Annotated in this window: 23 protein-coding genes; 8 read left to right on the top strand and 15 right to left on the bottom strand. The window is 40.1% G+C overall.

From position 1 onward, the window contains the following. Positions 1–217: 217 nt before the first annotated feature. Positions 218–1,087, top strand: a complete 870-nt coding sequence (locus SporoP32a_RS14495; RefSeq protein WP_085428544.1) for a glycerophosphodiester phosphodiesterase — start codon at positions 218–220, stop codon at positions 1,085–1,087. Between the two features lie 160 nt (positions 1,088–1,247). Here the strand turns inward: SporoP32a_RS14495 and SporoP32a_RS14490 are convergent, their stop codons facing one another. Next, positions 1,248–1,688 (bottom strand): YlbF/YmcA family competence regulator, encoded by a 441-nt coding sequence (locus SporoP32a_RS14490; RefSeq protein ID WP_085429102.1) that lies wholly within the window; start codon positions 1,686–1,688, stop codon positions 1,248–1,250. Between the two features lie 77 nt (positions 1,689–1,765). Then, positions 1,766–3,196, bottom strand: coding sequence for a UDP-N-acetylmuramoyl-L-alanyl-D-glutamate--2,6-diaminopimelate ligase (locus SporoP32a_RS14485; RefSeq protein ID WP_085428543.1), 1,431 nt, complete (start codon positions 3,194–3,196; stop codon positions 1,766–1,768). Positions 3,197–3,283: 87 nt separating this feature from the next. On the opposite strand from SporoP32a_RS14485, the gene SporoP32a_RS14480 reads away from it, so the two are divergent. After that, complete coding sequence (locus tag SporoP32a_RS14480; RefSeq protein ID WP_085428542.1) at positions 3,284–4,015, top strand: amino acid kinase family protein; 732 nt, start codon at positions 3,284–3,286, stop codon at positions 4,013–4,015. Here the strand turns inward: SporoP32a_RS14480 and SporoP32a_RS14475 are convergent. Then, positions 4,012–5,028, bottom strand: coding sequence for a CAP domain-containing protein (locus SporoP32a_RS14475; protein WP_158232589.1), 1,017 nt, complete (start codon positions 5,026–5,028; stop codon positions 4,012–4,014). The genes SporoP32a_RS14480 and SporoP32a_RS14475 overlap by 4 nt on opposite strands. 311 nt (positions 5,029–5,339) lie before the next feature. On the opposite strand from SporoP32a_RS14475, the gene SporoP32a_RS14470 reads away from it, so the two are divergent. Both SporoP32a_RS14470 and ytvI read left to right on the top strand, forming a co-directional pair. After that, positions 5,340–5,699: a YugN family protein gene (locus SporoP32a_RS14470; protein WP_029052401.1), complete on the top strand. Its 360-nt coding sequence runs from the start codon at positions 5,340–5,342 to the stop codon at positions 5,697–5,699. A 104-nt stretch (positions 5,700–5,803) separates the two neighbouring features. Further along, positions 5,804–6,859 carry a sporulation integral membrane protein YtvI gene (gene ytvI / locus SporoP32a_RS14465; protein WP_085428540.1) on the top strand — a complete coding sequence of 352 codons (1,056 nt, stop codon included), beginning with the start codon at positions 5,804–5,806 and terminating at the stop codon, positions 6,857–6,859. Positions 6,860–6,981: 122 nt separating this feature from the next. Here the strand turns inward: ytvI and SporoP32a_RS14460 are convergent, their stop codons facing one another. Together SporoP32a_RS14460 and ctaG are read right to left on the bottom strand one after the other, a co-directional pair. After that, a complete protein-coding gene (locus SporoP32a_RS14460; protein WP_085428539.1) occupies positions 6,982–7,443 on the bottom strand; it encodes a DUF420 domain-containing protein in 462 nt (153 codons plus the stop codon). Positions 7,444–7,468: 25 nt separating this feature from the next. Further along, on the bottom strand, positions 7,469–8,392 hold the full coding sequence (gene ctaG / locus SporoP32a_RS14455) for a cytochrome c oxidase assembly factor CtaG (RefSeq protein WP_085428538.1): 924 nt from the start codon (positions 8,390–8,392) through the stop codon (positions 7,469–7,471). Positions 8,393–8,741: 349 nt separating this feature from the next. Between ctaG and SporoP32a_RS14450 the strand changes: the two genes are divergently transcribed. Beyond that, positions 8,742–10,319 carry an IS1182 family transposase gene (locus tag SporoP32a_RS14450; protein ID WP_085428537.1) on the top strand — a complete coding sequence of 526 codons (1,578 nt, stop codon included), beginning with the start codon at positions 8,742–8,744 and terminating at the stop codon, positions 10,317–10,319. 109 nt (positions 10,320–10,428) lie between these two features. Here SporoP32a_RS14450 and SporoP32a_RS14445 read toward each other — a convergent pair whose 3' ends face one another. The 5 genes from SporoP32a_RS14445 to cyoE form a co-directional block, all read right to left on the bottom strand. Beyond that, positions 10,429–10,776, bottom strand: a complete 348-nt coding sequence (locus SporoP32a_RS14445) for a cytochrome C oxidase subunit IV family protein (protein WP_085428536.1) — start codon at positions 10,774–10,776, stop codon at positions 10,429–10,431. Next, positions 10,776–11,402, bottom strand: coding sequence for a cytochrome (ubi)quinol oxidase subunit III (locus SporoP32a_RS14440; RefSeq protein ID WP_085428535.1), 627 nt, complete (start codon positions 11,400–11,402; stop codon positions 10,776–10,778). The genes SporoP32a_RS14445 and SporoP32a_RS14440 overlap by 1 nt, the downstream gene beginning before the upstream one ends. Further along, entirely contained in the window at positions 11,402–13,279 is a 1,878-nt protein-coding gene (locus SporoP32a_RS14435) for a cytochrome c oxidase subunit I (RefSeq protein ID WP_085428534.1), read from the bottom strand. Before SporoP32a_RS14435 ends, SporoP32a_RS14440 begins: the two co-directional genes overlap by 1 nt. A 33-nt stretch (positions 13,280–13,312) precedes the next feature. Then, entirely contained in the window at positions 13,313–14,380 is a 1,068-nt protein-coding gene (gene coxB, locus SporoP32a_RS14430) for a cytochrome c oxidase subunit II (RefSeq protein WP_085428533.1), read from the bottom strand. 102 nt (positions 14,381–14,482) lie between these two features. Next, on the bottom strand, positions 14,483–15,400 hold the full coding sequence (cyoE, locus tag SporoP32a_RS14425; protein WP_085428532.1) for a heme o synthase: 918 nt from the start codon (positions 15,398–15,400) through the stop codon (positions 14,483–14,485). Positions 15,401–15,775: 375 nt separating this feature from the next. Here cyoE and SporoP32a_RS14420 point away from each other — a divergent pair, with 375 nt between their 5' ends. Beyond that, a complete protein-coding gene (locus tag SporoP32a_RS14420; protein WP_085428531.1) occupies positions 15,776–16,720 on the top strand; it encodes a COX15/CtaA family protein in 945 nt (314 codons plus the stop codon). A 102-nt stretch (positions 16,721–16,822) separates the two neighbouring features. On the opposite strand, the gene SporoP32a_RS14415 is transcribed toward SporoP32a_RS14420, so the two are convergent. From SporoP32a_RS14415 to SporoP32a_RS14405, 3 genes are all read right to left on the bottom strand, one after another. Beyond that, positions 16,823–20,278 carry a pyruvate carboxylase gene (locus tag SporoP32a_RS14415; protein ID WP_085428530.1) on the bottom strand — a complete coding sequence of 1,152 codons (3,456 nt, stop codon included), beginning with the start codon at positions 20,276–20,278 and terminating at the stop codon, positions 16,823–16,825. 5 nt (positions 20,279–20,283) lie between these two features. Beyond that, a complete protein-coding gene (locus SporoP32a_RS14410; RefSeq protein WP_420542321.1) occupies positions 20,284–21,369 on the bottom strand; it encodes an FtsW/RodA/SpoVE family cell cycle protein in 1,086 nt (361 codons plus the stop codon). Between the two features lie 150 nt (positions 21,370–21,519). After that, a complete protein-coding gene (locus tag SporoP32a_RS14405; protein WP_085428528.1) occupies positions 21,520–21,801 on the bottom strand; it encodes an Fpa/YlaN family protein in 282 nt (93 codons plus the stop codon). 177 nt (positions 21,802–21,978) lie between these two features. Between SporoP32a_RS14405 and SporoP32a_RS14400 the strand changes: the two genes are divergently transcribed. Together SporoP32a_RS14400 and SporoP32a_RS14395 are read left to right on the top strand one after the other, a co-directional pair. Beyond that, a complete protein-coding gene (locus tag SporoP32a_RS14400) occupies positions 21,979–22,476 on the top strand; it encodes a hypothetical protein (protein ID WP_085428527.1) in 498 nt (165 codons plus the stop codon). Positions 22,477–22,489: 13 nt separating this feature from the next. Then, entirely contained in the window at positions 22,490–22,693 is a 204-nt protein-coding gene (locus tag SporoP32a_RS14395) for a YlaI family protein (protein WP_085428526.1), read from the top strand. Between the two features lie 18 nt (positions 22,694–22,711). Here the strand turns inward: SporoP32a_RS14395 and SporoP32a_RS14390 are convergent, their stop codons facing one another. Next, a complete protein-coding gene (locus SporoP32a_RS14390) occupies positions 22,712–23,047 on the bottom strand; it encodes a YlaH-like family protein (RefSeq protein ID WP_335696111.1) in 336 nt (111 codons plus the stop codon). Positions 23,048–23,071: 24 nt separating this feature from the next. Continuing rightward, positions 23,072–24,913 carry a translational GTPase TypA gene (gene typA, locus SporoP32a_RS14385; protein ID WP_085428524.1) on the bottom strand — a complete coding sequence of 614 codons (1,842 nt, stop codon included), beginning with the start codon at positions 24,911–24,913 and terminating at the stop codon, positions 23,072–23,074. Between the last annotated feature and the right edge of the window lie 22 nt (positions 24,914–24,935).

Below are 24,935 nucleotides of genomic sequence, written 5' to 3'. Positions count from 1 at the left end.
TGAAATGTTTGTGTGAAGGTACGTGCTCTCGGACCGAACCTCAATCTTTGTTTGCACACCTTCTCTTAGATAGGTTACACTTAATAAGACATTTATTTGAATCCTCGCTGTCTATTTTACACATGATGAGGGTTACAAATATTTTATATTTGGTTGCAACACAAACTTCTGCTATACAAGAAAGAGAAGAGATACTATTTATTGAGGAGGTTCTAAATTGGGTAGAAAAACAAATGTTGCAATAACTGTGGGGGCGGCGAGTGTAGCTGCATGGGCTGCTTCAAAAGTAATAGCAAAACAAGAACCTCGTGCCGAAAAGAAAGCGCTTCGTTTTTCGGAAATAGCTGTTTTGACTGACCCACAAATGCGCCAGGACGCAGAAGTTGATCCACTTTCCGCTTATACGAAAGTAGCTGATTTAGGTGTTCATGGATTCGCGATAGATGTACAGCTAACAAAAGATGAAGAAATTCTTTTAGTGCCAAGTCAGGAAGTTATACTTTCCGACGAAATCTCCGACTATACACTAAAAGAAATCCAAACTGAATATAGCAGTGCCGATGAACTTGATACTTTGCAGGATGGTTTATCTGTTGTATCGCTTCGTGAACTGTTGGAGAAGTTCCCCCAACTATTGCTGGTCATCTCTATGAGTGATTCACCTACTACGTACGAAGGTAGTTTAATCCCTTCGAAGTTGTGGCGTTTACTAAAAGAAATGGATGCTACTGAACGAGTTGTCGTAACAAGTCTATACGATGAACAAATTGATCGGTTTAATCTATATGCGCAGAATTCTGTTGCATTAGGTGCCGGAAGTGAGGAAATCAAAAAAGCATACGTTGCGTATTCGAGCAAGTTCGGTCATTTGTACCGTCCAAATGCAGACCTCTTCTGCTTGCCCGAAAAACTTGGCATGTTCCCACTAGCTTCAGAAGGTTTCGTCCACTTTTTACAAGACCTGAATATTACCGTATTTTATGAGATGAATGAAACAAGTGAACTTTCGAAGTTAGCTAAATTGAATGTAGACGGCTTTATAACAAGTCACCCAAAACAGTTACTAACCTTTTTTAACGAGAACTAAACCCTGCTGACTTTTGCAGGGTTTTATTTATGGATAAAGTGATTGAATACGGCACTGTGGATCGATATTTTCAGCTGTTCTGTTACATATACAACAAATAAAAATAACCCCTTGCAGAGAAACTTCTCTGCAAAGGGGTTATTTGTAGTTATAAAGTTCATTATGCTGAACAAGAACAGCTGCCGCCTGAGCCGCATCCGCCGCCACAAGAACTGTTGGAGAATGTCCCGTCTCCTGCAGGCACTTTCACTGCATCGGAAACCGACTGGCCAATCAGAATACCTATTTCATCTAGCAAATCCTGAACGTCATTTTCAGCTAGACGCAAGGCCGCCACCTCATCTTGTAAATCCAGTTCACGCTTTTGAAGACGAATACTCTTCATAATTACTTTATAATCTGGATGATAGCGTCCAAAGCGCTGTACATCCTCATATTGTTCTTTCATTTTAGTGAAATCCATGATCTGCTTTCGTAGATCAGCGTTTGAATATACACGGTCGTGTGCGTCTTGATAGGTTTTCACCACTTCAGAACGCAGCAGCATATCGGAAAGATCTTCCGCCATATCGATGACTCGCATCCACTCATCTGTCATCATTACCAATTGCCGCACCTCCTATCACAACCATCATATCAAAAAACGGGTTGCTCGACTATTCATTAAGATTTTTATTTTTACGTATTTCGGCTACTAAATGATTTTTTTACTTCTTCCATATCGCAAAAGTGAGTAGTTTGATTTCCTATTTGCTGAATCTGTTCATGTCCTTTACCTGCAATGAGTACAATTTCCCCTGGTTGCGCTTGGCTGATAGCATATTGAATTGCAAGATGACGATCGATCAAGATATCGATCGGTGTTGAAAAACCTGCCATGCCTGCCAATATGTCTATGATAATTTGTGACGGATCCTCTTTCCTTGGATTATCTGATGTTAAAATTACATGAGAACTATAGTGAGCAGCTACTGCACCCATTTGTGGGCGTTTCTCACGGTCCCTTTCACCTCCACATCCAAATACAGTGATCAATCGTCTAGAGCGATCTGACAACGCCTGCAGAACGGCTTGCAACGCATCCGGTGTATGTGCATAGTCCACATAAACTTCGACTCCCACTTCTTCGTATTTCTCTAGACGTCCGGTAGGTAAACGTAAGCCGCTCACATGTGGTCTAATCGCCCGTAAAGAATAGCCTAGCGCTATAAGTGCACATATAGCAGCCCTAGCATTCATTTCATTATGTTGACCTTGATTTGGAAATAATGGTGCTTGCTGTTGCTTTCCATTGATATGTTGACTACTGAAATAAATAGGTGTATCAGACATTCCCTCGCCTATTGCGCGACAAATTTCGTCATCTTCATTTATCACAAGCTGATCAGCCAGTGAGGTCAATAACTTTTTCGCCTCTATATACGGCTGTCTACCCCCATGTTCTGCATAATGATCCATTCCGATATTCAAGAAAACACCTACAGTTAACGGACAATGCGCCAATCGATTAGTTGATAATCCAATCGAAGAAGCCTCAAGAACGATATGCGTCACTTGCTGATTAATACATCTACGTAAAATCGGATGAAATTGTTCCGCTGGCATCGTTGTCATAGAGTCTTGAATCGTCTCCATCAACTTCCCGTCTATATAAAGTCCTGTTGTTCCTATAACAGCTGTTTTATGCCCAAGTTTATTTAACAATTGTCCTATAAAGTGACTGACTGTAGTTTTACCATTCGTTCCTGTAACGCCAATGATTAGTAGTTCTTCAGCCGGATCACCGGAAAGTTTTGCACTTCCATACGAAATAAATAGCGAACTATCAGGAACAAGAACCACCGTAATATTAGATGGTATATGCGTAAGATCTATGTTCGTTCGATCGATTACGAGTGTCTTGGCTCCATTAGATATTGCTTCTTCAATAAATGACGTTCCATCTGCCATAACCCCTTTCTTTGCAACAAATACATACTTCTCCTTTACCCTCTTTGAAGATTCCGTGATTCCATTGATATTTAACCGTATGGATCCCTGTAAAATAGTGCATGGCCAATCCTTTAGTAATTCAGATAAAAGCAAGGTATCCCGCCCCTTCCCGAACATTTTATTCGTCAGAGAATATAATGAAACGAAGCATAAAGTATTCTATGAAAGGCGTAAGAAGAATGTCACGAAGAAAGTTGGGATTCTATGATTATCCAGAAGTTTGGCGGGATTGCCATGCAGAATCAACAACAACGGGCAAAGTGTATTCAGCATATTCGACAGGCTTTGTCGAAGCATCGTGCTGTCATCGTTGTAGTATCTGCAATGGGTAGAGGAGGCGACGCCTATTCCACAGACGATTTACTTACTCTTACGGACTCCTTCTCGAAATCCGGCGAAGCCAGAGATTTGGCGGCTGCATGCGGGGAATTGATTGCTTCGGCAGTCTTATCTGCAGAATTATCTACTGAAGGTATAAACAACACGATAATCTATGGACAAAATACAGGCATTCGGACATCAGGCGAATTCTGCAATGCAACAATTGACAAAATAAACAGCACACATATCGTCAATACACTACAAAAGCACTCATGCATCATCGTCCCTGGATTTCAAGGGATGAATATACAGGGGCAGTTTATGACTCTTGGTAGAGGTGGCAGTGATCTGACTGCGATCGCATTAGCATCTGCATTACAAGCCAGTCATGTAGAATTTTTTAAGGATGTACCAGGCGTTATGTCAGCAGATCCTCACAAAACGTCTGACTATAAGCGGTTTGACAAGCTCCTATTTGATGAATTCCTTCCGTTATTAAAATGTGATCGACCTGTTATACAAGAGAAAGCAGCCATTTATGCACAACAAAAAGCGATGCCTCTTCATATACGAGGCATCGGCTCAAATGAGGAAGGTACATGGATTCTTCCTTAGTCTTCATCTATTGATTGTTCAGTTTCAGTTTGCGCTATGAATGCCTGTGTATAGTATTTATTATAAACGCCAATGCCGGTATCGGTGAAGTCGGGATTTAATAAGACATCTCGATGTTTTTGAGAATTCAACCAACCATGCACAGTTTCAATCGCATCAATATAATTGAACGCTATGTTTTCCCCTGCTTTGCTAGGGGTTAGTCCAACCGATTTTAAACGCTCAGTATAAACTTGAACAGGCTCTTCCTCATGGGAGCTATATTTACGAAATATCATTTCCTGGCTATGCTTTCTTGAAAGTATAGCCAGCTTATCATTATAAGATAATAGTGGCAGTTCATGTTCTTCGCGCAACTGATTAGTCAATTCAAACGTCTGTCGTTCCATGGCACGATCTACCTCTGTCTGTACAGTTGACGAAGGTTTAGGTGCTTCCATCATTTCCCCTAAGTACGTCATATCATAAGGTTGATGTTTCACCAAAGTACCTGGGCTAATAAAGCGAACACCTTCAATACCACCATCTATCTGATCAATATATAATTGCACAAATAAATTTTCATATGGAATCAGTATGCGATTTTTTATATCTTCACTATTTAATGAAAATGTATAAATATTTTCTTGAATCTTTACGTCAATCTCGGATTCGATAGGTGTAAACCGATGAATTTCTTGCACATTTTGACCGATTTTAAAAGGAACTATATCCGACGTACTATCAGCAGTATAAATCTGATTCACTTTCCCTTTTAGAACCCCCGCCATAAAACGCGGTCCTTCCGTATAGATCCACCACTCATATTGAAAACTTGAAGGTTCAATCCTAGAAGGCTCACCATATTGTTCTTCCATCTTCTCGACTTTCTGTCCAACAAGTACTGACATACCTTCTGTTGGCCGCGGCATTCCTTCCCCGCCTATCGATGGACCTTTTTCAGGAACGGCTATTGGTGAACCGTGCTGCACTGGTGATTCCAGTAGCTCATTCTCACTTACTTTATCACTCATGAAATAAAAGACTCCCATTACGATAAAAAGCAAAAGAAGAATCTTCCATCCTACTCTCCACATGTAATCTCCCTTTCCACACGTATCTGTTGTTACTTTGTTAGTTTAGCGTATTGTAAAAACCATGGTGTGATGAATATTTTTCTTAAAATGCAACTTTCTTTCATTGTACAGAAGACACTCGCGCTAGTCACTTATATAAGTCAGAAAGAAAGCGTTGACACAATGTTGTCATTGCAAGTAAAATCGATTTGTTTTATGATATAATAGTATACGTATTCGTCAGGATGAACATAGAGGGGGATATACTGATGTATGTTGAAAATATTGGTCTTAAAGGCCTTGTAGCAGATTTACGCGTAATGGAAGAAATTATGAATAAGAATAATCTTGAGATTGATGGACAATGGGATTATGAGCGTGTAACTTTTGACAAAAAGTATATTGTCAAGGAAGGTACATACTACTTGCGAGTTTTCGGTGAACTAGTTGAAGGCGATATAGATGGTAGAAAAGCTACAGTACGTCTAAAACAACCAGTTCTAGGAAAGCACTACTATCCACACGGTGTGGAGTACGGCGAAGAAGAAAACTTCCCAGCTAGCTTAGTTAAGGACTGCGAACTCACGCTAAAGAAAGTATATGATGAGTTAAAGCAATATAGTTTGTAATGATACGAAAAAGCCGAAGAGCTAAATGTTCTTCGGCTTTTTCTACTATTACTCCACTAATTTGGTTATAATAAAAACAGTATCTATGTGGAGGACGATCACTTTTGAAATTGCTGACAAAACGAAATATCATGATTGTGTTCAGTATTATCGTATTATTAGTTATCATATTCTTTATTTTACCCGTTTCCATCCCTATCATTTTAGCGTTGTTGACCGCTATATTTTTAGATCCTCTCGTTAAATGGGTGGAAATGCGATTTAAGTGGAAACGTAAAGTTTCTGTAATTGTGAATTTTATTGTATTTGTTGGAATCAGTGTTTTTCTACTTTACTATACGGTTACCACGCTCATCGGTAAAATAGTTTATTTCACAAAAGAGATTCCAAATTATTTAAATTCCCTCTCAAGTGTATGGATTAACACGCAAAGCAAATTGTTTCAGTACACCGTCGGCATGCCGGAAGATATACTGGCGATGCTGGAAAATGAATTTAATGAAATAATTGAATCGATACGTATTTCAATTATTACACTTTTGAGCTATGACCGGATTTTGGCTTTGATTTCCGATATCCCTAATTTCCTTGTTAGTTTTATCGTGTTTATGATTGCCCTATTCTTATTCATGTTGGAATTACCTAACTTGAAAAAGACTTTCTATTTTCACTTAACAGATGCTACCGCAGAAAAGGTCCACTATATGATGAACAGATTACGATATGTCATATTAGGCTTTGTTAAAGCGCAATTACTAGTTAGTGTAATCATTCTAGTCGTTTCCTTTATCGGATTGTTGCTAATTATTCCTAAATATGCAGTAGTTATGGCTTTAGTTATTTGGATTATCGATATCATTCCGATACTCGGTTCCATTATTATTCTCGCCCCTTGGTCGATCTATCAATATGTTTCAGGCGATATTGCAATGGGTACAAAATTGGCGATATTAGCTGTCATTCTCTTAGTCATCAGACGAACAATCGAACCGAAAGTAATGGGTTCACAAATCGGATTGTCTCCATTACCTACTTTGATTGCGATGTTTATCGGTTTAAAGCTTATCGGATTTCTTGGCTTCTTCATTGGACCATTGCTTGTCATTCTCTTCAATACAGCAAGAGAAGCAGGTATTATCAAACTGAATTTCAAAATTTAATCCCAAAAAGGGATATCTCAATCGAGATATCCCTTTTTAGGTTGTACAGCTATAATGTTCCTAGATAAAAGACTGAAGTCAAACACATTTACATGTAATTCGACTTCAGCCTTAGAATTTTATTAAAATCCGAGAATTGCTTTAAACATCGAAGTAGTTTCTCCGCCTTTGTAAAAGACATACAGCAACAAGTACACAGCGACTCCTGTAATGGCCGTGAAGAACCAGATGATACTTGTAACAGGACCGATTTTACGATGGCGTGCAAGATTGTTCTTCAAGCCTGCATTGATCGTAATAACTCCAAAGACGGCCCCTGTCGTTGCTAATACGATGTGGAATATTAAAAACACTGTGTAATAAATTTTCAACTCATCAGGTCCACCAAAAGCAGTGTTGCCTATAAATACAGTTCTAGAGATATAAATAATAAAGAATAGAACTGCTGATACAGCGGCTGCGATCATCGTTTTTTGATGCGCTTCTATCTTTCTTTGTCGGATCAAATTCCAACCAACCGCAACCAAAATAGCAGATAAGATGATGAAAAATGTGCTGATCGTCGGTAATAGTGGTAGTCCCATCCTACACTAACTCCTTTTTGCTCAATCAGCCATGCATCGTCAAATTCTGGCGTTTGAGTAAATCTTGTCTAGTAATTTCTTCCGCATTATCTCTTTCATACTGTGACCAACTTAAGAAAATGCGGCCGATAACAACTACATAAACGAGTTCCTGGATGACTTTCATCAGGATACCGCCTAATTGCTGATCGTATAACGTAGGCATATTTGTGAACAGCTCAGGTCCCGAGATGCCAAGGCCTGATAGTCCAGCTAGAGTTCCACTTGGCACACATAATGCCATAGCTTGAAGCCACGCTTCACCACTGCTGTATGTTTCGTAAACGGGTACGTCGACAAAGATGATCAACGAACAGGCAGGTGTAATGAGCAAAGCACTCAATATGACATAACCAATTTTTTTCAAGCCGTGTAATTGTGGCTGTCCTTTTACCGTATTGACTACAGGCCACCAGAGACAAATAGCAGAGAAGAAAAGTGTGATGGTGAAAATAGTGTGTAACGGCAAACTTAACTTCACTTGGTCCAAGATCAGTGGATAGTGATACATCGAGAACATAAATGTAAATACTAACAAACTAATAAGCGGTTTAGTCAATAGCATGAATACTTTTCTGAAAAACTTGAAGGATAGAAGCTTTTCCCATATCCAGTTCGGTATACCGATAATGAAGAACGGTGCTACGACTAAAAGCAATAAAGCCATTTGAGCCATATGGACCGAAAATAAAATATGACCAATTAAATCCATTGGAGAACCTTTGACAATATAGAGCAACACCATGGAAGATAAAAAATAAACAGCTTGGTGTTTCTTTAACGGCTGCGACCCTTCGAAACGATCGCGCCATTTAACGGTTATCAGATAATATAAAACGATTCCAAGTGCAATGGCTATTAAGAAATAAGGACTCCACAAAGCCCTAAAACCAAAAATACTTAACGGCAAAACAATCACTCTCCTTTTATAATCAATTCGCTGAATCTACTCTGTATGTAGTGCTGGGATATTCGCAACACACTCAGCATCAAAGCACAAAGTTGACGAAGTTCTTTCCTATGCCTATTATACGAGCTTATAAACGATAACTCAATGTACGAACTTTGACAATTTCATCTAAAAGCGAATGAAAAAAGAGGCTGGGACAAAACCCTCCTTGAAATCGAAAAAGAACGGACCCATTGAAGTTTATGGGGTCCGTTCTTTTTTATATAGGATTTTTTAATTTTAGGAAGAAAAAAAGGATACCTTCTGATAAAATTTAGTCACCACAACAAAAAGTATCGGAGGTATCCTTATGTTTAAAGATTATAACATGAATCAACTGATTTTACCTTTAGATTTAGAAATCAGCTTACAAGAACATGATATTGCTTACGCTGTGCATGATCTAATTGAAAGCATACCTAATGAAGCTTTTGACGGTTTTTTGCGTGAGACAGGTTGCCCATCTTATCATCCACGTATGATGTTAAAGATCATTTTGTGTGCCTACACACAGTCTGTTTTTTCAGGCAGAAAAATAGAAGGTCTTTTAAAAGATAGCCTTCGCATGATGTGGCTAGCTCAAGGCTATAATCCAAGCTATCGCACCATTAATCGTTTTCGTGTTCATCCTGAAGTGAAAGAATTATTACGCCAGTGCTTTGTACAATTTCGTTGTCAGCTGGTACAAAAACAGCTAATTGATGAAGAAGCCATTTTTATTGATGGAACAAAGATTGAGGCGAATGCGAACAAATTTACATTTGTCTGGCGCAAGTCAGTGGAACGGTATAGTTCAGGTCTTGTAGAAAGGTCCAGTCAGATGTACGAAGAGCTGTTAGAAAAAGAGATCATCCCTGAAATCGAACGGGAAAGTCTGGATGAACTATCTACTGCGGAACTGTCTAAAGTAGTAGAGAAGCTAGATGATACTATCCAAACCTATACAGAAAAGATTAACGCTAGCGAAGATGTCGAGGAACGTAAACAAATTCGCTCGCTACGAAAGGAACCTAAACAATACCGTAAACAATTTCAAGACTTCTTGGATCGAAAGCAGAAGTATCAGCACGATATGAAGATCTTTGGCCATCGTAACAGCTACTCGAAGACGGACCGCGATGCGACCTTTATGCGGATGAAAGATGATTATATGAAAAACGGGCAACTAAAACCGGGATATAATGTGCAAATTGCGACCGAAGGGCAATATACCCTCGCTTTTGACGTGTATCCAAATCCGACCGATACGCGTACACTCATTCCATTCTTAGATACTATTGAACAAGACTTTTTTGAGCTGCCACAGTATATTGTCGCGGATGCCGGTTATGGAAGTGAACAGAATTACGGAGATGTCATTGAAAATCGAAAGCGCGTTCCGCTTATTACCTATAACCACTACCGGAAAGAAAAGAAAAAGAAGTACAAAACCGATCCTTTCAATACAGCGAATTGGGCATATGATGAAACTACGGATACCTTTACTTGCCCAAATGACAGAAAACTCGTGTTCCGCTACCTTTCCAATCGTACGGATCGTTATCAATTCACACGGACGATGAAAGTATACGAATGTGAGGATTGTTCAAGCTGCCCATTGCGCTCTTTCTGTACCAAAGCAAAAGAAGAGAACAATAGGAAGTTGTATGTGAATGAAAAGTGGGAACAGCAAAAAGAATATATTCGTGAAAAGCTTTCAGATAAGAAAACAGGTGAAATTTACGGCAAGCGCAAGATTGACGTAGAGCCAGTTTTTGGATTCTTGAAGGCTAATTTAGGGTTCACTCGTTTCTCCGTAAGAGGAAAGGAAAAGGTGAAAAATGAATTAGCCTTCGGTTTATTGGCAGTGAACTTGAGAAAGTACACTGCCAGGGAGGTAAATGTATAGAAGTCGTACAAGGATTTCTATACAAAAAGGGTTCGATCATCAAAAACCGATGATCGAACCCTTTTTTGGCTCACTTCTGGCTAGTTATGTCCCAGCCTCTTTCTATTGCTTACCACCAAACGATAGTTACAAATGTAAGTGGGATTAAGAATCCTAGCAAAGCACCTGTAAACATAAACATTTGTGGAATGCCATGTCCTTTTTCATTCATATGCATGAAGTAGTAAAGTTGAAGACCAACTTGTACAGCTGCAAAGAGGAATAATGTTGGAATGATAAAGAATTTTGAGAAACCAGCAACGTCATTTAGATGAGCAAACACCATGGAAAATGATACAAGTGTTAAGAAAATCATCAGAGCAAACATCGCAACTTGACTGCGCATTGATTCTTTTGCACGACGTTGAGACAGTGACTGTTCAGCAGGAGATCTTTTAATCATTTGAACTTCTGACATCAACCGACCACTCCCATCAAGTAGACTACAGTAAAGATGAATACCCAAACTACGTCAATGAAGTGCCAGTAAAGTGAAAATGTATAATATTTAGTTGCATTATACAAGTTCAATCCACGCTTTGAGTTACGGAAGATCAACAATGTGATCCATACTAAACCGACTGCCACGTGGAAGCCGTGTGTTCCTACTAAAGTATAGAACGCAGAACTGAACGCACTATTACTGAACGTAAATCCTTCTTGAACGTAATGAGAGAACTCATACACTTCCAACATTAAGAATCCTAGTCCTAATAATGCTGTAATACCTAACCATAGCTGCATTTTTTTGAAGTTGAAACTCTTCAAATGATACATTGCATACACACTTGTTAGTGATGATGTCAAAAGCAACATCGTCATAACAAATACTAAAGGTAATGTGTATAGCTCTTGTGTTGTGAAACCAAAGCCACTAGGACCTTTGTTTTTCAGTGCCATATATGTTGCGAACAACGTAGCGAAAAGGATTGTCTCTCCACCAAGGAAAAGCCAAAAACCAACAAATTTATTCTTTGCTTCCAAAGTAGCTCTCTCAGGATGAGCGGGCCACGTTTCAGGGGTGAATTTTGTATTCAAATCCATTAGTTACGCCCCCTTTTCATATTCTCTTGATCCTGAAGGATTTGCTCTTTTGTTACATAGTAACCAAGATCATCTTTCAATGAACGAGTTGCCATTGCAACAAATGTAAATGCAAGACCAAAGATTAACACTGGAAGTCCCCAAGATGTTTCTTGGTGGAACATTGCACCGAATCCAGCAATGAAGAGTCCTAGAGACATCAACATTGGAATAATTGAACCATGCGGCATGTGAATATCCGTAATAGGTTCAGCCGGTGTAATCATTTCCTTACTACCTTCCATTTTCTCAATCCATAGAGTATCCAAACCACGAACTAATGGAGTTGCAGGGAAGTTATAGAAAGGTGGTGGAGATGGGATCGCCCACTCAAGTGTACGTCCGTCACCCCAAGGGTCATTTCCAACGCGCTCATTTTTAACAGTTGTCATAATGATATTTATTACCATTACTGTGAATCCAATTGCCATCAAGAGCGCACCGATTGTACTTACCATGTTTGCAATATTCCAGCCTTGTCCGTCCATAAATGTCCACACTCGACGTGGCATTCCCCAGAAACCTAACCAGTGTTGAATTAGGAATGTCATGTGGAATCCGACAAAGAAGAATACAAATGTAATTTTACCTAAGAATTCACTTAGCATTGTACCGAACATTTTTGGCCACCAATAGTGAAGTGCCGCAAAAATAGCTAGTACTACTCCACCAACGATAACGTAGTGGAAGTGAGCTACGATGAAATAAGAATCGTGTAACTGATAGTCAAGTGGTGCTGCCCCTTGCATAACGCCTGTTACTCCACCCATTACGAATGAAGGAATAAACGCTAAAGAGTAAAGCATTGGTACTGTAACTTTAATGCTACCGCCCCAAATGGTGAGCAACCAGTTAAAGATTTTAACACCTGTAGGTACAGCAATTGCCATCGTCGCAACTGCGAAGATTGCGTTCGCTGTTGGCCCAAGACCAACTGTAAACATGTGGTGAGCCCATACCATGAATCCTAGGAAACCGATTAATACTGTAGCGAATACCATCGCTGTATAACCGAAAAGACGCTTCCGTGAGAATACAGAGAATATTTCTGAGAAAATACCGAATGCCGGTAAAATCAAGATATATACTTCAGGGTGACCGAATATCCAGAAAATATGCTCCCAGATAATTGTGTTTCCGCCCATTGTATGGTCGAAGAAGTTACCACTAAACATTCGATCGAATGTTAAGAAGAACAATCCAACTGTCAATGGAGGGAATGCGAACAAGATCATTGCAGATGCAACAAATGTTGTCCAAGTAAATAGTGGCATACGCATGTACGTCATACCTGGCGCACGCATGTTGATGATCGTTACAAGGAAGTTAATCCCCGCCATTAACGTACCACCACCTGCGATTTGTAAACCAATGGCATAGAAGTCCACGCCATGTCCTGGCGAGTGAAGTGATAACGATGCATAAGATGTCCATCCAGCATCTGGAACCTCACCGAACAACCAAGAAATGTTTAGGAATAAACCACCAAATACGAACATCCAAAAACCTAATGAGTTAATGAATGGGAACGCTACGTCACGTGCTCCAATTTGAAGCGGCATAATAGCGTTCATGAAACCAAAGAGAATCGGCATGGCTGCCAAGAAAATCATGGTCGTTCCGTGCATTGTAATCAAGTCATTAAAAAGCCCTGCGCTTACGAGATCGTTGTTTGGTGTCATCAACTGAAGACGAATGATCATCGCTTCAATACCACCAAGAACGAAGAAGAATAATCCCCCGAGGAGATACAGAATTCCGATCTTCTTATGGTCGACTGTTGTCAGCCAATCCCATAGCGTTGCGCCAAAGCCACTTTTTTGAGCAACTGAACTCACTGTGTTACCTCCTATTCAATTTCCGTTTGAAAATTATTTTGCGACTTTTAAGCCCATTAAGTATTCAGCTAATGCATCCAATTCTTCATCAGAAATTTGATCTTTACTGAATGAAGGCATTGTGTTGCCTGGCTTGTATTTCTGTGTATCTCGAATCCACTCTTTTAATTCTTTTTCATCGTGTTTAAGGTATCCTGCAACACGATTGCGGTCACCGAATGAAGTCAAGTTAGGTCCTTGTGCACCAGACTCACCTACACCGGAAACTGCGTGACACCCGATACAACTTTGAGAGAAGACTTCTTCGCCGTCAGCATTTGCAACAACAGGTTTTTCTGCTGATTCCTGCATAGCTGCAACCCAGCTGTCAAATTGATCTCTCGGTAATGTTTTTACTTTAAAGTCCATCAATGCGTGAGAAGGTCCGCATAGCTCAGCACATTTCCCGTAGAAAACGCCATCTTTCAAGCCTTCAGATTCTTTCTCAAATGATAGATAGAACTTATTCACGTTCTCAACGTTCGTATCTAGCTTACCGCCGACTGACGGAATCCAGAATGAGTGCTTTACGTCTGCTGCAATCAAGTTGAAATAAACTTTTTCATCAGTAGGTACTACTAGTTCCTGAGCCGTAACAATTCCTAGATCAGGATACTCGAACTCCCACCAATATAATTTCGCTGTAACGTCTACTACCAAGTTTTCCGCATTACCATCATCATCAACTGCTCCCATTGCTTGCACATCACCTAATTTATACGTGTAGTGAACAGTAGGAATTGCAAGGATAAGAAGTAATACGATTGGAATGAATGTCCAAATCAGTTCAAGTGTGTGACTTCCTTCTACTTGCTCTGGTATATGATCTTCACCCAATTTGGAACGTCTGAAGCGGAATAATGCAACAGTGTAAATAATTACTACTACAATGATAACCAGTAACATGATGCCTGATGCTAATAGCAACAATTTGAACTGGTCATTAGCGACTTGTCCAGCCGGTTGGAAGGTTGAAATTTCTTCATTACCACAACCTGCCATGAACACAGCAAAAACCGCTAGTAAAGAAAAGAGACGCCACTTTTTGAGTCCTTTAATCATCGCTAACTAATACCTCTCTTTCTAAAAAAATGTTTTTCTACTATGGAGGACTGAATGCCTCTTTATGATGAATTCCTGTTTTAAAGAAAGAATTCCGATACGTTAGATGAATATTGAGAAGATAATCATAGATACAAACAAGATTGTCATGTAATTCAAAGAATAAACAAACATCCCGGTTGCCCACTTCAAATCTTCTTTGGCTTTAAATCCTTTCAGCGCTAGATAAAGCCACCCGACATTCAACAGTGTTGCAAAAACTATAAACGCAGTACCGAGCTCCGATAACAAGAAAGGCAATGGGAACAACAGTAGTACCCACATAAGCATGGACTTTTTCGTCCGCTCAAATCCTTTTACTACAGGTAGCATCGGAATGTTAGCTGCCCGATACTCTTCTGTTCTGCGCATAGCCAACGCATAGAAATGCGGTGGTTGCCATATGAACATGATTAAAAACAATGCCCACGCTCCCATTGGCAGTGTAGGATCAACAGCTGCCCATCCGATAAGGGGTGGTATTGCTCCTGAAAGACTTCCTACTACAGTATTGCTTACATGCCTACGTTTCGACCACATGGAGTACAAAACAACGTAAGCGAATACACCCAGGATGCCTAGCCAACCAGCCATAGATGATGCAGAGAATAATAACACTTCTCCTACCACTAGAAATGTAACGGCTAACGTCATCACAGCGGGAGCTTTAAATCTACCTGTTACTGTCGGTCTCGACTTCGTTCTCGACATAACGGGATCAATATCGCGATCAATCAAGTTATTCATAGCACCTGACGATGCGATGATCAATCCAGTACCTAAAATCGCAAATACCAGTAGATCAAAATTGTGGAGAAAACTTTTACCGGTGAATTGAAATGCCAAAAATAGACCGGTGAACGTGGTGATCAAATTCGAATTGACAATACCAATTTTGATCAGCGCCAAAAAGTCTTTCCATAAGGTGATTGTCTCTACTTTTGGATCTACAACTGTCGAAAGCGTTCGACCGTTTGACATAATAACCCTCCTTTCAAAGTTTTCAGCAAAGACCCTATCACCTACTATATCGAAAAACGTCCGCAATTTCTAGACCATTTCTCAATTTATAGCGGTTTCGTGCAACCTTTGTGTCTTTGACCTTCACCTCCTATATAGTAAAGCATTTCTGACTCCCATTTGTGAAGTTAAAGAGACTATTTTATGAACAATTTGTGAAAAGCCTTATACATCAGTGGTTTATTACGTACATGCATTGTGTTTCCAAGAGTTTTTCGTTATCATAAAGCTTGCAATAGCTGCCCTGATTCAACAGAATTCCACGAGATTCACTCATATGTTTCCAGATAATTATTTCTGTTTACCGGGCAAAATTTACTGTAAATCGACCTTTTTATGGTCAATTCAATAGAAGAAGGTGTTTCATACTTGCGATACAACAGATTTTTAAAGTGGTTTGGAGTAGCTTCCACGATCGGAATGCTTGCGATTTTACTTGGTGGAGCTCTCGTTACGAAAACCGACAGCGGCATGGGGTGCGGAAGACATTGGCCGGGATGTAATGGACAACTTATTCCGGATGACATCACAGCAGAAGTATTAATCGAGTTCTCGCACCGTTTAGTAACTGGTGCAGTAGGTATTTTCATCGTCATCTTAGCTGTATGGTCGTGGAAAGCACTTGGTCATGTCCGTGAAACAAAGTTCTTGGCATTCATGGCAATATTTTTCTTGGTTTTACAAGCATTGATAGGAGCAGCACAAGTTTTATGGGGTCAAGGTGACTTTATACTTGCGCTTCACTTCGGTATATCGCTTATCTCATTTGCAGCAGTATTCCTGCTGACATTATTGGTATTTGAAGTGGATCAAAAATTTGATTCAGATAAATTACGTATAGATAATTCAATGCGCTTCCACACAATTGGCGTAACGATTTATTCATACATTGTAATTTACACTGGCGCACTTGTTCGTCATACGGATTCTGGTCTGATCTGTTCTGATTGGCCACTATGCCGCAATAACGAATTTAGCTTACCTAACAACATGTACGAATGGATTCAGATGGGCCATCGTTTGGCTGCCGCCATGATAGTTATATGGATTGGTTTTATCGCTATTCAAGCAATAAAGCATTACAAGAATCAGCGTGTTCTATACTGGGGATGGATCTCAGCATTCGCCTTAGTACTTGCACAAGCCACAACTGGAATGATAGTTGTACTGACGAAGTTGAATCTCTATTTTGCTTTACTACACTCCTTGTTCGTCACTTTATTATTCGGTTTGTTAACTTATCTAGTCCTACTCGTTTCACGAAGTCGTTTGAAGAAGTAACAAGAGGTGTGCAACAGCTGTTTGGCGGCCGTTGCACGCTTTTTGTATACTTATGACAGAAAACAGCTTCCACTGCCCTGAAGGCGTGTGGAAGCTATTTTTTTAGTGTTCTAATTCAATTAGCAAGTCTCCTGTTGATATAGAATCTCCAGGGCCTGCATATATGGCTTTAACAACACCTGCAAAAGGAGCTTGAATTGTTGTTTCCATTTTCATAGCCTCTGTAATCAGTAAGTGTTCCCCACGTTTTACTCTCGCACCTAATGAAACCGCAACTTGCAAAACAGTTCCAGGCATCGTAGCTGCAATATGGGACTCATTTGTAGGATCAGCCTTTTGTTTCGCCTCATCTTTTGTTTCCACTTGGAAATCTTGAATGATAATTTCACGTGACTGACCGTTCAACTCAAAGTATAGCACCCGTGTTCCGTCCGGATTTGGCTCACCAATTGATACTAGTTTGACGATAAGGGTTTTCCCGAACTCAATCTCGATTTCGATTTCTTCACCTAAACGTAAACCGTATAAGAATTCAGGAGTATTGATGACGGAAACATCACCAAACTGTTTTCTCGTTTCGATGTACTCATCAAACACTTTCGGATACAAGACGTAAGCTAGCGCATCATGCATAGTAGCTGGTTTGCCCATTTTCTCCGTTAGCTTCTTAAGTACGTCTTGGAAGTTCACCGGCGCCAATAACTCACCGGGACGAACAGTGATGGCTTTGCGACCTTTCAATATTACTTCCTGCAACTCTTTAGGGAAGCCGCCATACGGTTGACCGATTGAACCTTCGAAGAACTCAATAACAGATTCAGGGAAATCAATTGTTTGTCCCTTTTCAATAACCGTATGCTCATCCAATTCATTTTGCACCATGAACAATGCCATATCCCCTACTACTTTGGATGAAGGCGTTACTTTGACAATGTCTCCAAAGAGGAAGTTCACGCGGGAGTACATTTTCTTCACTTCTTCCCAGCGTTCTCCCAGTCCAACGGCTTTAGACTGTTGTTGTAGATTTGAATATTGTCCCCCTGGCATTTCATGTACATAGATCTCTGAATGCGGACTGTTCATACCACTCTCAAACGGTTTGTAGTATTTTCGTACATCTTCCCAGTAGTGCGACAGTTTTTCTAATGACTCTGTATTTGCACGAACATGTCGTTTATTATTTTGCATGGCGTAAGCAAGTGAATTGGCAGATGGTTGTGACGTCATACCCGCCATGGACCCAATTGCTGTATCGACAATGTCGACACCAGCATCAATTGCTTTAGCATACATATAAATACCGTTACCGCTCGTATCATGCGTATGCAAATGAATTGGCAGACTTGTTGACGCTTTCAATTCTGACACTAGACGATAAGCCGCTTCAGGCTTCAACAATCCTGCCATGTCTTTGATTGCCAATATATGAGCACCGACTGCTTCGAGCTCTTTGGCCATCTCTTTGTAGTAGTTGACCGTATATTTGGCACGGTTGTCGTCCAGAATATCACCTGTATAACAAATCGTTGCTTCTGCAATCTTTCCTGTCGAACGTGCTTCATCAATTGCGACTTCCATGCCTTTGATCCAATTCAAGCTGTCGAATATTCGGAATACATCAATACCTGATGAAGCCGATTCTTTTATGAATTCACGAATGACGTTATCGGGGTAGTTTGTATAACCAACGGCATTGGCCCCTCTGAATAGCATCTGGAACAACACATTAGGAACTTGCTCACGTAATTTCTCCAGTCGATCCCACGGGCTTTCTTTTAAGAAACGGTACGCTACATCGAATGTCGCGCCACCCCACATCTCAAATGAGAAGAGATCAGGTAATAGATGCGCACTTTCCGTTGCAATTTGTGTTAACTCTTTCGTTCTCATACGCGTAGCCAACAAAGACTGATGCGCATCGCGGAACGTAGTATCTGTCAATAGTACATCGTCTTGCCCCAACACCCATTTGACTAATCCATCTGCACCTTGCTCATCTAAAATTTGTTTCGTTCCCTTTTGTACTGGCGCACTGTAATCGATTTTAGGGATACGTACTGGATGGAGAACTGGACGTGTCGCATCATCAATACCAGGGAATCCATTAATAGTGACATTTCCAAGATAAGATAACATTTTCGTTCCTCTATCTTGTTTCTTGGCAAATGCAAATAACTCAGGCGTTTCATCGATAAAGCTTGTGTTGTACTCGCCTGATAGGAAGTTTTCATGGCACACTACATTTTCAAGGAAAGGAATATTTGTTTTAATTCCACGTATTCTGAATTCCTTCAAATTTCTGTGCATTTTGCTTGCAGCATCCCCAAATGTCTGTCCCCAAGTTGAAACTTTTACTAACAGTGAATCATAGTAAGGGCTGATAACAGATCCTTGGTACGCATTACCCGTATCCAAGCGAACACCGAATCCGCCACTTGAACGATAGACCATTACTTTGCCTGTATCCGGCATGAAATCATTTAACGGATCTTCCGTCGTGACACGGGACTGTATTGCGTAACCAAATAACGGAATATCCTGTTGTACTGGAATGTTAACCTTTTCAGAATGAAGAGACTCTCCTGCAGCAATCATAATCTGTGATTGAACGATATCAATTCCCGTAATCATTTCAGTAATTGTATGCTCCACTTGAATCCGTGGATTGACTTCGATGAAATAGAAGGAATCATCAGCTACTAAAAATTCTACTGTACCCGCGTTAATATACGATATATTTTTTGATAGTTTAACAGCTGCATCACAAATTGCATGCCGTAATTCTTCCGTAAGTGAAATGGAAGGAGCAATTTCCACTACCTTTTGGTGGCGGCGCTGAATTGAACAGTCACGTTCGTACAAATGGACAATTTCCCCATATGTATCACCTAATATTTGCACTTCTATGTGTTTAGGTTTCGTAATATATTTCTCTACATACACCTCATCCGAGCCAAACGCAGATTTCGCTTCGGATTTCGCGCGATTAAACGCTTCTTGTACTTCTTCTGGTGATTGGACGATACGCATACCGCGTCCCCCGCCGCCTAAAGAAGCTTTAATAATAATAGGATAGCCATGCCGCTCACCAAAACTAGCAACCTCTTCAACTGAGGTAACTGGTCCATCACTACCTGGGATAACCGGGATGTCAGCTAATATTGCTTGCTCTCTAGCTTTTACTTTATCGCCAAACATTTCTAAATGTCTTGATGTCGGGCCAATAAAGATAATCCCTTCTTCTTCTAGACGTGCAGCGAACTGGGCATTCTCTGCTAAAAAACCATAGCCCGGATGAATTGCATCGACATTTGCTTTCTTGGCGATGTCGATAATCCCTTCAATATCCAAGTATGCATCGATAGGTTTCTTACCCTCACCTATTAAAAATGACTGATCGGACTTGTAACGATGTAGAGATGCACGGTCTTCTGCTGAATAAATACCTACTGTAGCAATGCCTAGTTCTGTACATGCTCGAAATACACGAATTGCAATCTCGCCGCGATTCGCGACTAGTACTTTCTTGATCTCTCTTCTCTCCACCAACAAATCCATCCCCTCTATTCTGATCTCTCATACTTCACAAACATCGAAACGTTCATTAGTATGCCAAGCGCAATCGACAAGAATACAACCGATGTACCACCATAACTAATAAATGGCAACGTAACACCTGTTAACGGAATCAATCCTGTCAATCCTCCTAAGTTCACTAGTGTTTGAATAGCAATTAAACTACCAACACCAGCTGCGAGCATTCTTGCATGTGCGTCTTTTGTACGCAGTGCAACAGAAAATGCTCTCATCACAATGAAAAAGAGTCCCCCTAGAACAAGTGTTGTTCCGAGTATTCCAGTTTCTTCAGAGATTACTGCCATGATAACATCAGTATGTGGCTCAGGTAAATAGCCAAGTTTCTGAATACTGTTTCCTAAGCCCACTCCTTTAAGCCCTCCAGCGCCGATTGCAATGTATCCATTGACTATTTGTAAGCCTGAACCTTGTATGTATTCAAAGGGATCTGTAAAGGCTAAAAAACGCCCCATGCGTGAAGCAGTCATGACTGTTTCCCACTTAATCCACAACACAATACCGATCAACACACCTAATAATGCAAAGAAACGACTAATGATCAAGTAATTTTTTACTTTCATGCCACTTGCCATAATTACGGATATAGCTACCAAGAACAAAATCATAGTAGCTCCAAAGTCTGGTTCTAGCAACACTAATAGCAAAGATGCGGTTAAAACAGAGAATGTCGGAAAAATTGTAGTTCTGATTTCATCCAATGTGCCTGCGTAGTATTTATTTGCAAATACTCCAGAAAAATAAACGATAAAAGCAATTTTCGCTATTTCTGTCGGCTGTAAGTTACCAAGTCCAAATGGCATAGTAATCCAGCTCTTTGCACCTACTGTGTCACCGCCGAAGCCGATGAACTTTACTAGGATCAATAAGCTAAACATTAATATTAGCGTGCCGTAAAGGAACTTTTTATTCCTATAATGTCGGTACGGTATAATTGAGACCATAAGGAACGCTGGAATTGCTAAGGCCAGGTTCTTCAACTGTTTTATAAAGAAGTGCGATGGTTCATAATTATAGATATTTACCGCCCAGACTATACTTGCACTGTAAATCATAATCAATCCAAATACACAGAGCAGCAAGTATACGATAAATAATGGATAGTCAAAATTGCGTAAAATTCGATTCATATAAGTCTTCATTTGTTAGTACCTCATCGTCCTAAATAAAAAACTCAAACCGTTGGAGTAGTTTGAGTCTTCCATTTATTTATTTGTATACAGTTCATGTAAGATATTTAACTCTTTTTCCAGTACAGAGATTATTTCACGGCCTTTGTCTTGTTCGACTAAACCAAGCTTTACAGCAAAATCAATCTCACGGGATAACCCGTACATTTGCGTATCAAGCACTTCCTCATATAGTGGGCATTGCGGCATCGTTAAATTATCCATTTGAACTTTGATCAGTTTTGCAATTTTATCCGCATCAATTTGCAATTGTTTCATGGCTTGTTCTTTATACGTATCTTGAACTTCTATATCCATGGAGACGCCCCCATTATTCATTATTCCCGCAAGGTGTTAATGATTAAATTGTATCTTTTGCTCTTGCAAAATGCAAGTGTTACCCAATGAAAAATATGAACTGAAATGAAATCCTTTTCACTTCTTCTATGAAAAGGTATACTTACTCTAGTGACTATGGAATGAGGGGGAAGTATTTTGGAACTTATTATACCGATTACCGGAAATGTAAAACATGCAATCACACTGGATCCAACTGTTTGGATATTTGATGATCGACGTATCGATCTGGATGAATTCTTCACTGAGGAATTTGTCGAGAAAGATGAAATGGAAGAGTATAAAGAGAAAATGGGTAAACACTGGTCTAGAGAGATTATGGAAGGTGCCATTCAACCACCTACATTAAAAAGTGAAAAGCGTTATGAAAAAGATAAAATGTTATCTAGTAGCTTTGGTATTATATTAAAACCATTCATACACAATGCGGTTCCATCAGCAAACGCTACAACATTTACGCTTATTACGGAAGATGATAAATACACGTATCCACTTGAGGAAGCAGCCAACATTATATTCAAATTCAGTCATAAAGGTAAACCTCTTCGAGAAGATGGTCCTGTACATGTACTGTTTAAAGACGGTTCGAATGAAGATTCTCCGATCCGTCATGTTCAAGCGATCCAAGTGGATTGAAGGAGAGGATCGAATGCGCGTTAAATGTGTCCTTTGTGACGAAATCGATCATTTAGAAGATGATAATCCACTTGCTAAGAAACTGAGAAATCGGCCTATTCATACGTATATGTGCCCTACTTGCAGGGAGCGGATTAGCGATTTGACAGAGAAACGAATTGCAACCGGTAACTTTGTTTTTTATCGCAGCTCACATCTTACAGAAAAAGATTTTTAATCATATAAAAAGACTCCGTTACTGAGTAACGGAGTCTTTTTTGTGTTCATTCATGCGACGAACTCGATAGATAATGAGAATGGCAGCAGCTACGAACAGTCCTTCCACGATAGGAAGGAAGAAGGCTAAAAATGTCAATATTAAGCATCCTATAAAGAGGAATGCATATATGATAAAGTTCTGCCAAAAACTGATCTTTCTCGCAAATCCAAGCTTATACACAATAGCAGACATGATGAAAACGAGGGCGAACAGAATATAGCCGGCAGCCGAGAAACTCGGCGCAAATTCATAGATCATGCGCGCAGTGCCCGACATTCGATTATAGACCATTTCTGAATCCTCTACTCTCATTTCATACATCCCCTTCTATTTATATTATTCGCCAAGTTTTTTCTTTTTGTTTACACGTTCGCGTTCACTCTTATCGAGAACTTTCTTGCGCAAACGAATTGTTTGTGGTGTAACTTCACAGTACTCGTCATCACCAATGTATTGTAGTGCTTCTTCAAGCGATAAAATACGTGGTTTTTTCGTTGTAACTGTTTGGTCTTTCGTAGCAGAACGAACGTTAGTAGCGTGCTTGATTTTCGTTAAGTTGATTGTCAAGTCGCTATCACGATTACTTTCTCCAACTACCATACCTGCATAGATTTCCGCTCCTGTTTCTACAAACATAGTTCCGCGGTCTTCTAATTGCATTACACCGTAACCCGTTACAGTACCGTTCTCCATTGAAACTAGAACACCGTGACGTCTGCCACCGATTTTACCTGTAGTGACTGGCTTATAGCTATCAAACGTGTGGTTCAGGATTCCATATCCACGTGTTAACGTAAGGAAATCTGTAGTGTAACCAATCAATCCACGAGCCGGTACCAAGAAGATTAAACGCACTTGTCCGTTACCGTTATTGATCATATCCAACATTTCACCTTTACGCTCACCGATAGATTCGATGATAGATCCAGTGTGTTCTTCCGGTACATCAATTTGAACGCGCTCATAAGGCTCGCTACGCTTACCATCGATTTCACGGATGATTACTTGAGGTTTGGACACTTGAAGTTCGAATCCTTCACGACGCATGTTTTCAATGAGAATAGACAAGTGAAGTTCTCCACGTCCAGATACAATCCATTCGTCCGGAGAATCTGTTGGTTCTACTCGCAATGAAACATCAGTCTCAAGCTGTTGATCCAAACGTTCTTGAATCTTACGTGCCGTTACCCATTTACCTTCGCGGCCTGCGAATGGACTGTTGTTCACTAGGAAACGCATTTGCAGTGTCGGCTCATCAATATGAAGCTCAGGAAGTGCTTCTTGATGATCAGTTGGACATACTGTCTCGCCGACATCAATATCGCCCATTCCAGAAACAGCTACCAAGTCACCAGAATATGCTTCTTGTACTTCGACTCTTTTCAAGCCCATGAATCCGTATAATTTTGTTACACGCAAAGTCTTTACAGAACCATCACGCTTAAGAACAGCAACTGACTCTCCAACTTTCATCGTTCCACGGAAAATACGACCGATTCCGATACGACCAACATAGTCGTTGTAATCAAGTAGTGATACTTGGAACTGAAGTGGTTCGTCACGATTGTCGATTGGTGATGGAATGTTTTTAAGAATTGACTCATAAAGAACACGTAATGTGTCTTCTTGTGTTTCAGGATCAGGAGAAAGACTTGCTGTACCGTTGAATCCTGAAGCATAAACAACTGGGAATTCCAATTGCTCATCATTTGCATCAAGCTCAATGAATAATTCAAGTACTTCGTCTACTACTTCTTCTGGTCTTGCAAACTCACGGTCAATTTTATTTACAACAACAATTGGCTTCAAGTTTGTTTCCAAAGCTTTTTTCAATACGAAACGAGTTTGTGGCATACAGCCTTCGAATGCGTCAACAACTAAAATTACGCCATCAACCATGCGCAAGATTCGTTCTACTTCGCCACCAAAGTCAGCGTGACCTGGTGTATCCAAGATGTTGATTTTTGTGTCATTATATTCAATAGCCGTGTTTTTAGCTAGAATCGTAATTCCTCGCTCACGCTCTAATTCGTTTGAGTCCATTGCGCGGTCATCAACGTGCTCGTTCGAACGGAAAATACCGGATTGTTTAAGTAATTGATCGACTAATGTCGTTTTACCATGGTCTACGTGGGCAATAATTGCAATATTTCTAAGATCAGTACGTTCGTTTGTCATTTTTTCACTCCGTTTATCTTTA

It is taken from the genome of Sporosarcina ureae (genome assembly GCF_002109325.1).
In the GTDB taxonomy this organism is placed as follows: domain Bacteria; phylum Bacillota; class Bacilli; order Bacillales_A; family Planococcaceae; genus Sporosarcina; species Sporosarcina ureae_C.
Note: the sequence above shows the minus strand (reverse complement) of the source record. Positions and strands in the feature narration are given on the sequence as shown.

Coding starts and splice junctions, on each gene's coding strand:
- SporoP32a_RS14490 (WP_085429102.1), bottom strand. CDS start 1,688: ATGATGACAGATGAGTGGATGCGAGTCATCGATATGGCGGAAGATCTT.
- SporoP32a_RS14485 (WP_085428543.1), bottom strand. CDS start 3,196: ATGTTCGGGAAGGGGCGGGATACCTTGCTTTTATCTGAATTACTAAAG.
- SporoP32a_RS14480 (WP_085428542.1), top strand. CDS start 3,284: ATGATTATCCAGAAGTTTGGCGGGATTGCCATGCAGAATCAACAACAA.
- SporoP32a_RS14475 (WP_158232589.1), bottom strand. CDS start 5,028: ATGAGTGATAAAGTAAGTGAGAATGAGCTACTGGAATCACCAGTGCAG.
- SporoP32a_RS14470 (WP_029052401.1), top strand. CDS start 5,340: ATGTATGTTGAAAATATTGGTCTTAAAGGCCTTGTAGCAGATTTACGC.
- SporoP32a_RS14460 (WP_085428539.1), bottom strand. CDS start 7,443: ATGGGACTACCACTATTACCGACGATCAGCACATTTTTCATCATCTTA.
- SporoP32a_RS14450 (WP_085428537.1), top strand. CDS start 8,742: ATGTTTAAAGATTATAACATGAATCAACTGATTTTACCTTTAGATTTA.
- SporoP32a_RS14445 (WP_085428536.1), bottom strand. CDS start 10,776: ATGTCAGAAGTTCAAATGATTAAAAGATCTCCTGCTGAACAGTCACTG.
- SporoP32a_RS14440 (WP_085428535.1), bottom strand. CDS start 11,402: ATGGATTTGAATACAAAATTCACCCCTGAAACGTGGCCCGCTCATCCT.
- coxB (WP_085428533.1), bottom strand. CDS start 14,380: ATGATTAAAGGACTCAAAAAGTGGCGTCTCTTTTCTTTACTAGCGGTT.
- cyoE (WP_085428532.1), bottom strand. CDS start 15,400: ATGTCAAACGGTCGAACGCTTTCGACAGTTGTAGATCCAAAAGTAGAG.
- SporoP32a_RS14420 (WP_085428531.1), top strand. CDS start 15,776: ATGGTCAATTCAATAGAAGAAGGTGTTTCATACTTGCGATACAACAGA.
- SporoP32a_RS14415 (WP_085428530.1), bottom strand. CDS start 20,278: ATGGATTTGTTGGTGGAGAGAAGAGAGATCAAGAAAGTACTAGTCGCG.
- SporoP32a_RS14410 (WP_420542321.1), bottom strand. CDS start 21,369: ATGATTTACAGTGCAAGTATAGTCTGGGCGGTAAATATCTATAATTAT.
- SporoP32a_RS14405 (WP_085428528.1), bottom strand. CDS start 21,801: ATGGATATAGAAGTTCAAGATACGTATAAAGAACAAGCCATGAAACAA.
- SporoP32a_RS14395 (WP_085428526.1), top strand. CDS start 22,490: ATGCGCGTTAAATGTGTCCTTTGTGACGAAATCGATCATTTAGAAGAT.
- SporoP32a_RS14390 (WP_335696111.1), bottom strand. CDS start 23,047: ATGAGAGTAGAGGATTCAGAAATGGTCTATAATCGAATGTCGGGCACT.
- typA (WP_085428524.1), bottom strand. CDS start 24,913: ATGACAAACGAACGTACTGATCTTAGAAATATTGCAATTATTGCCCAC.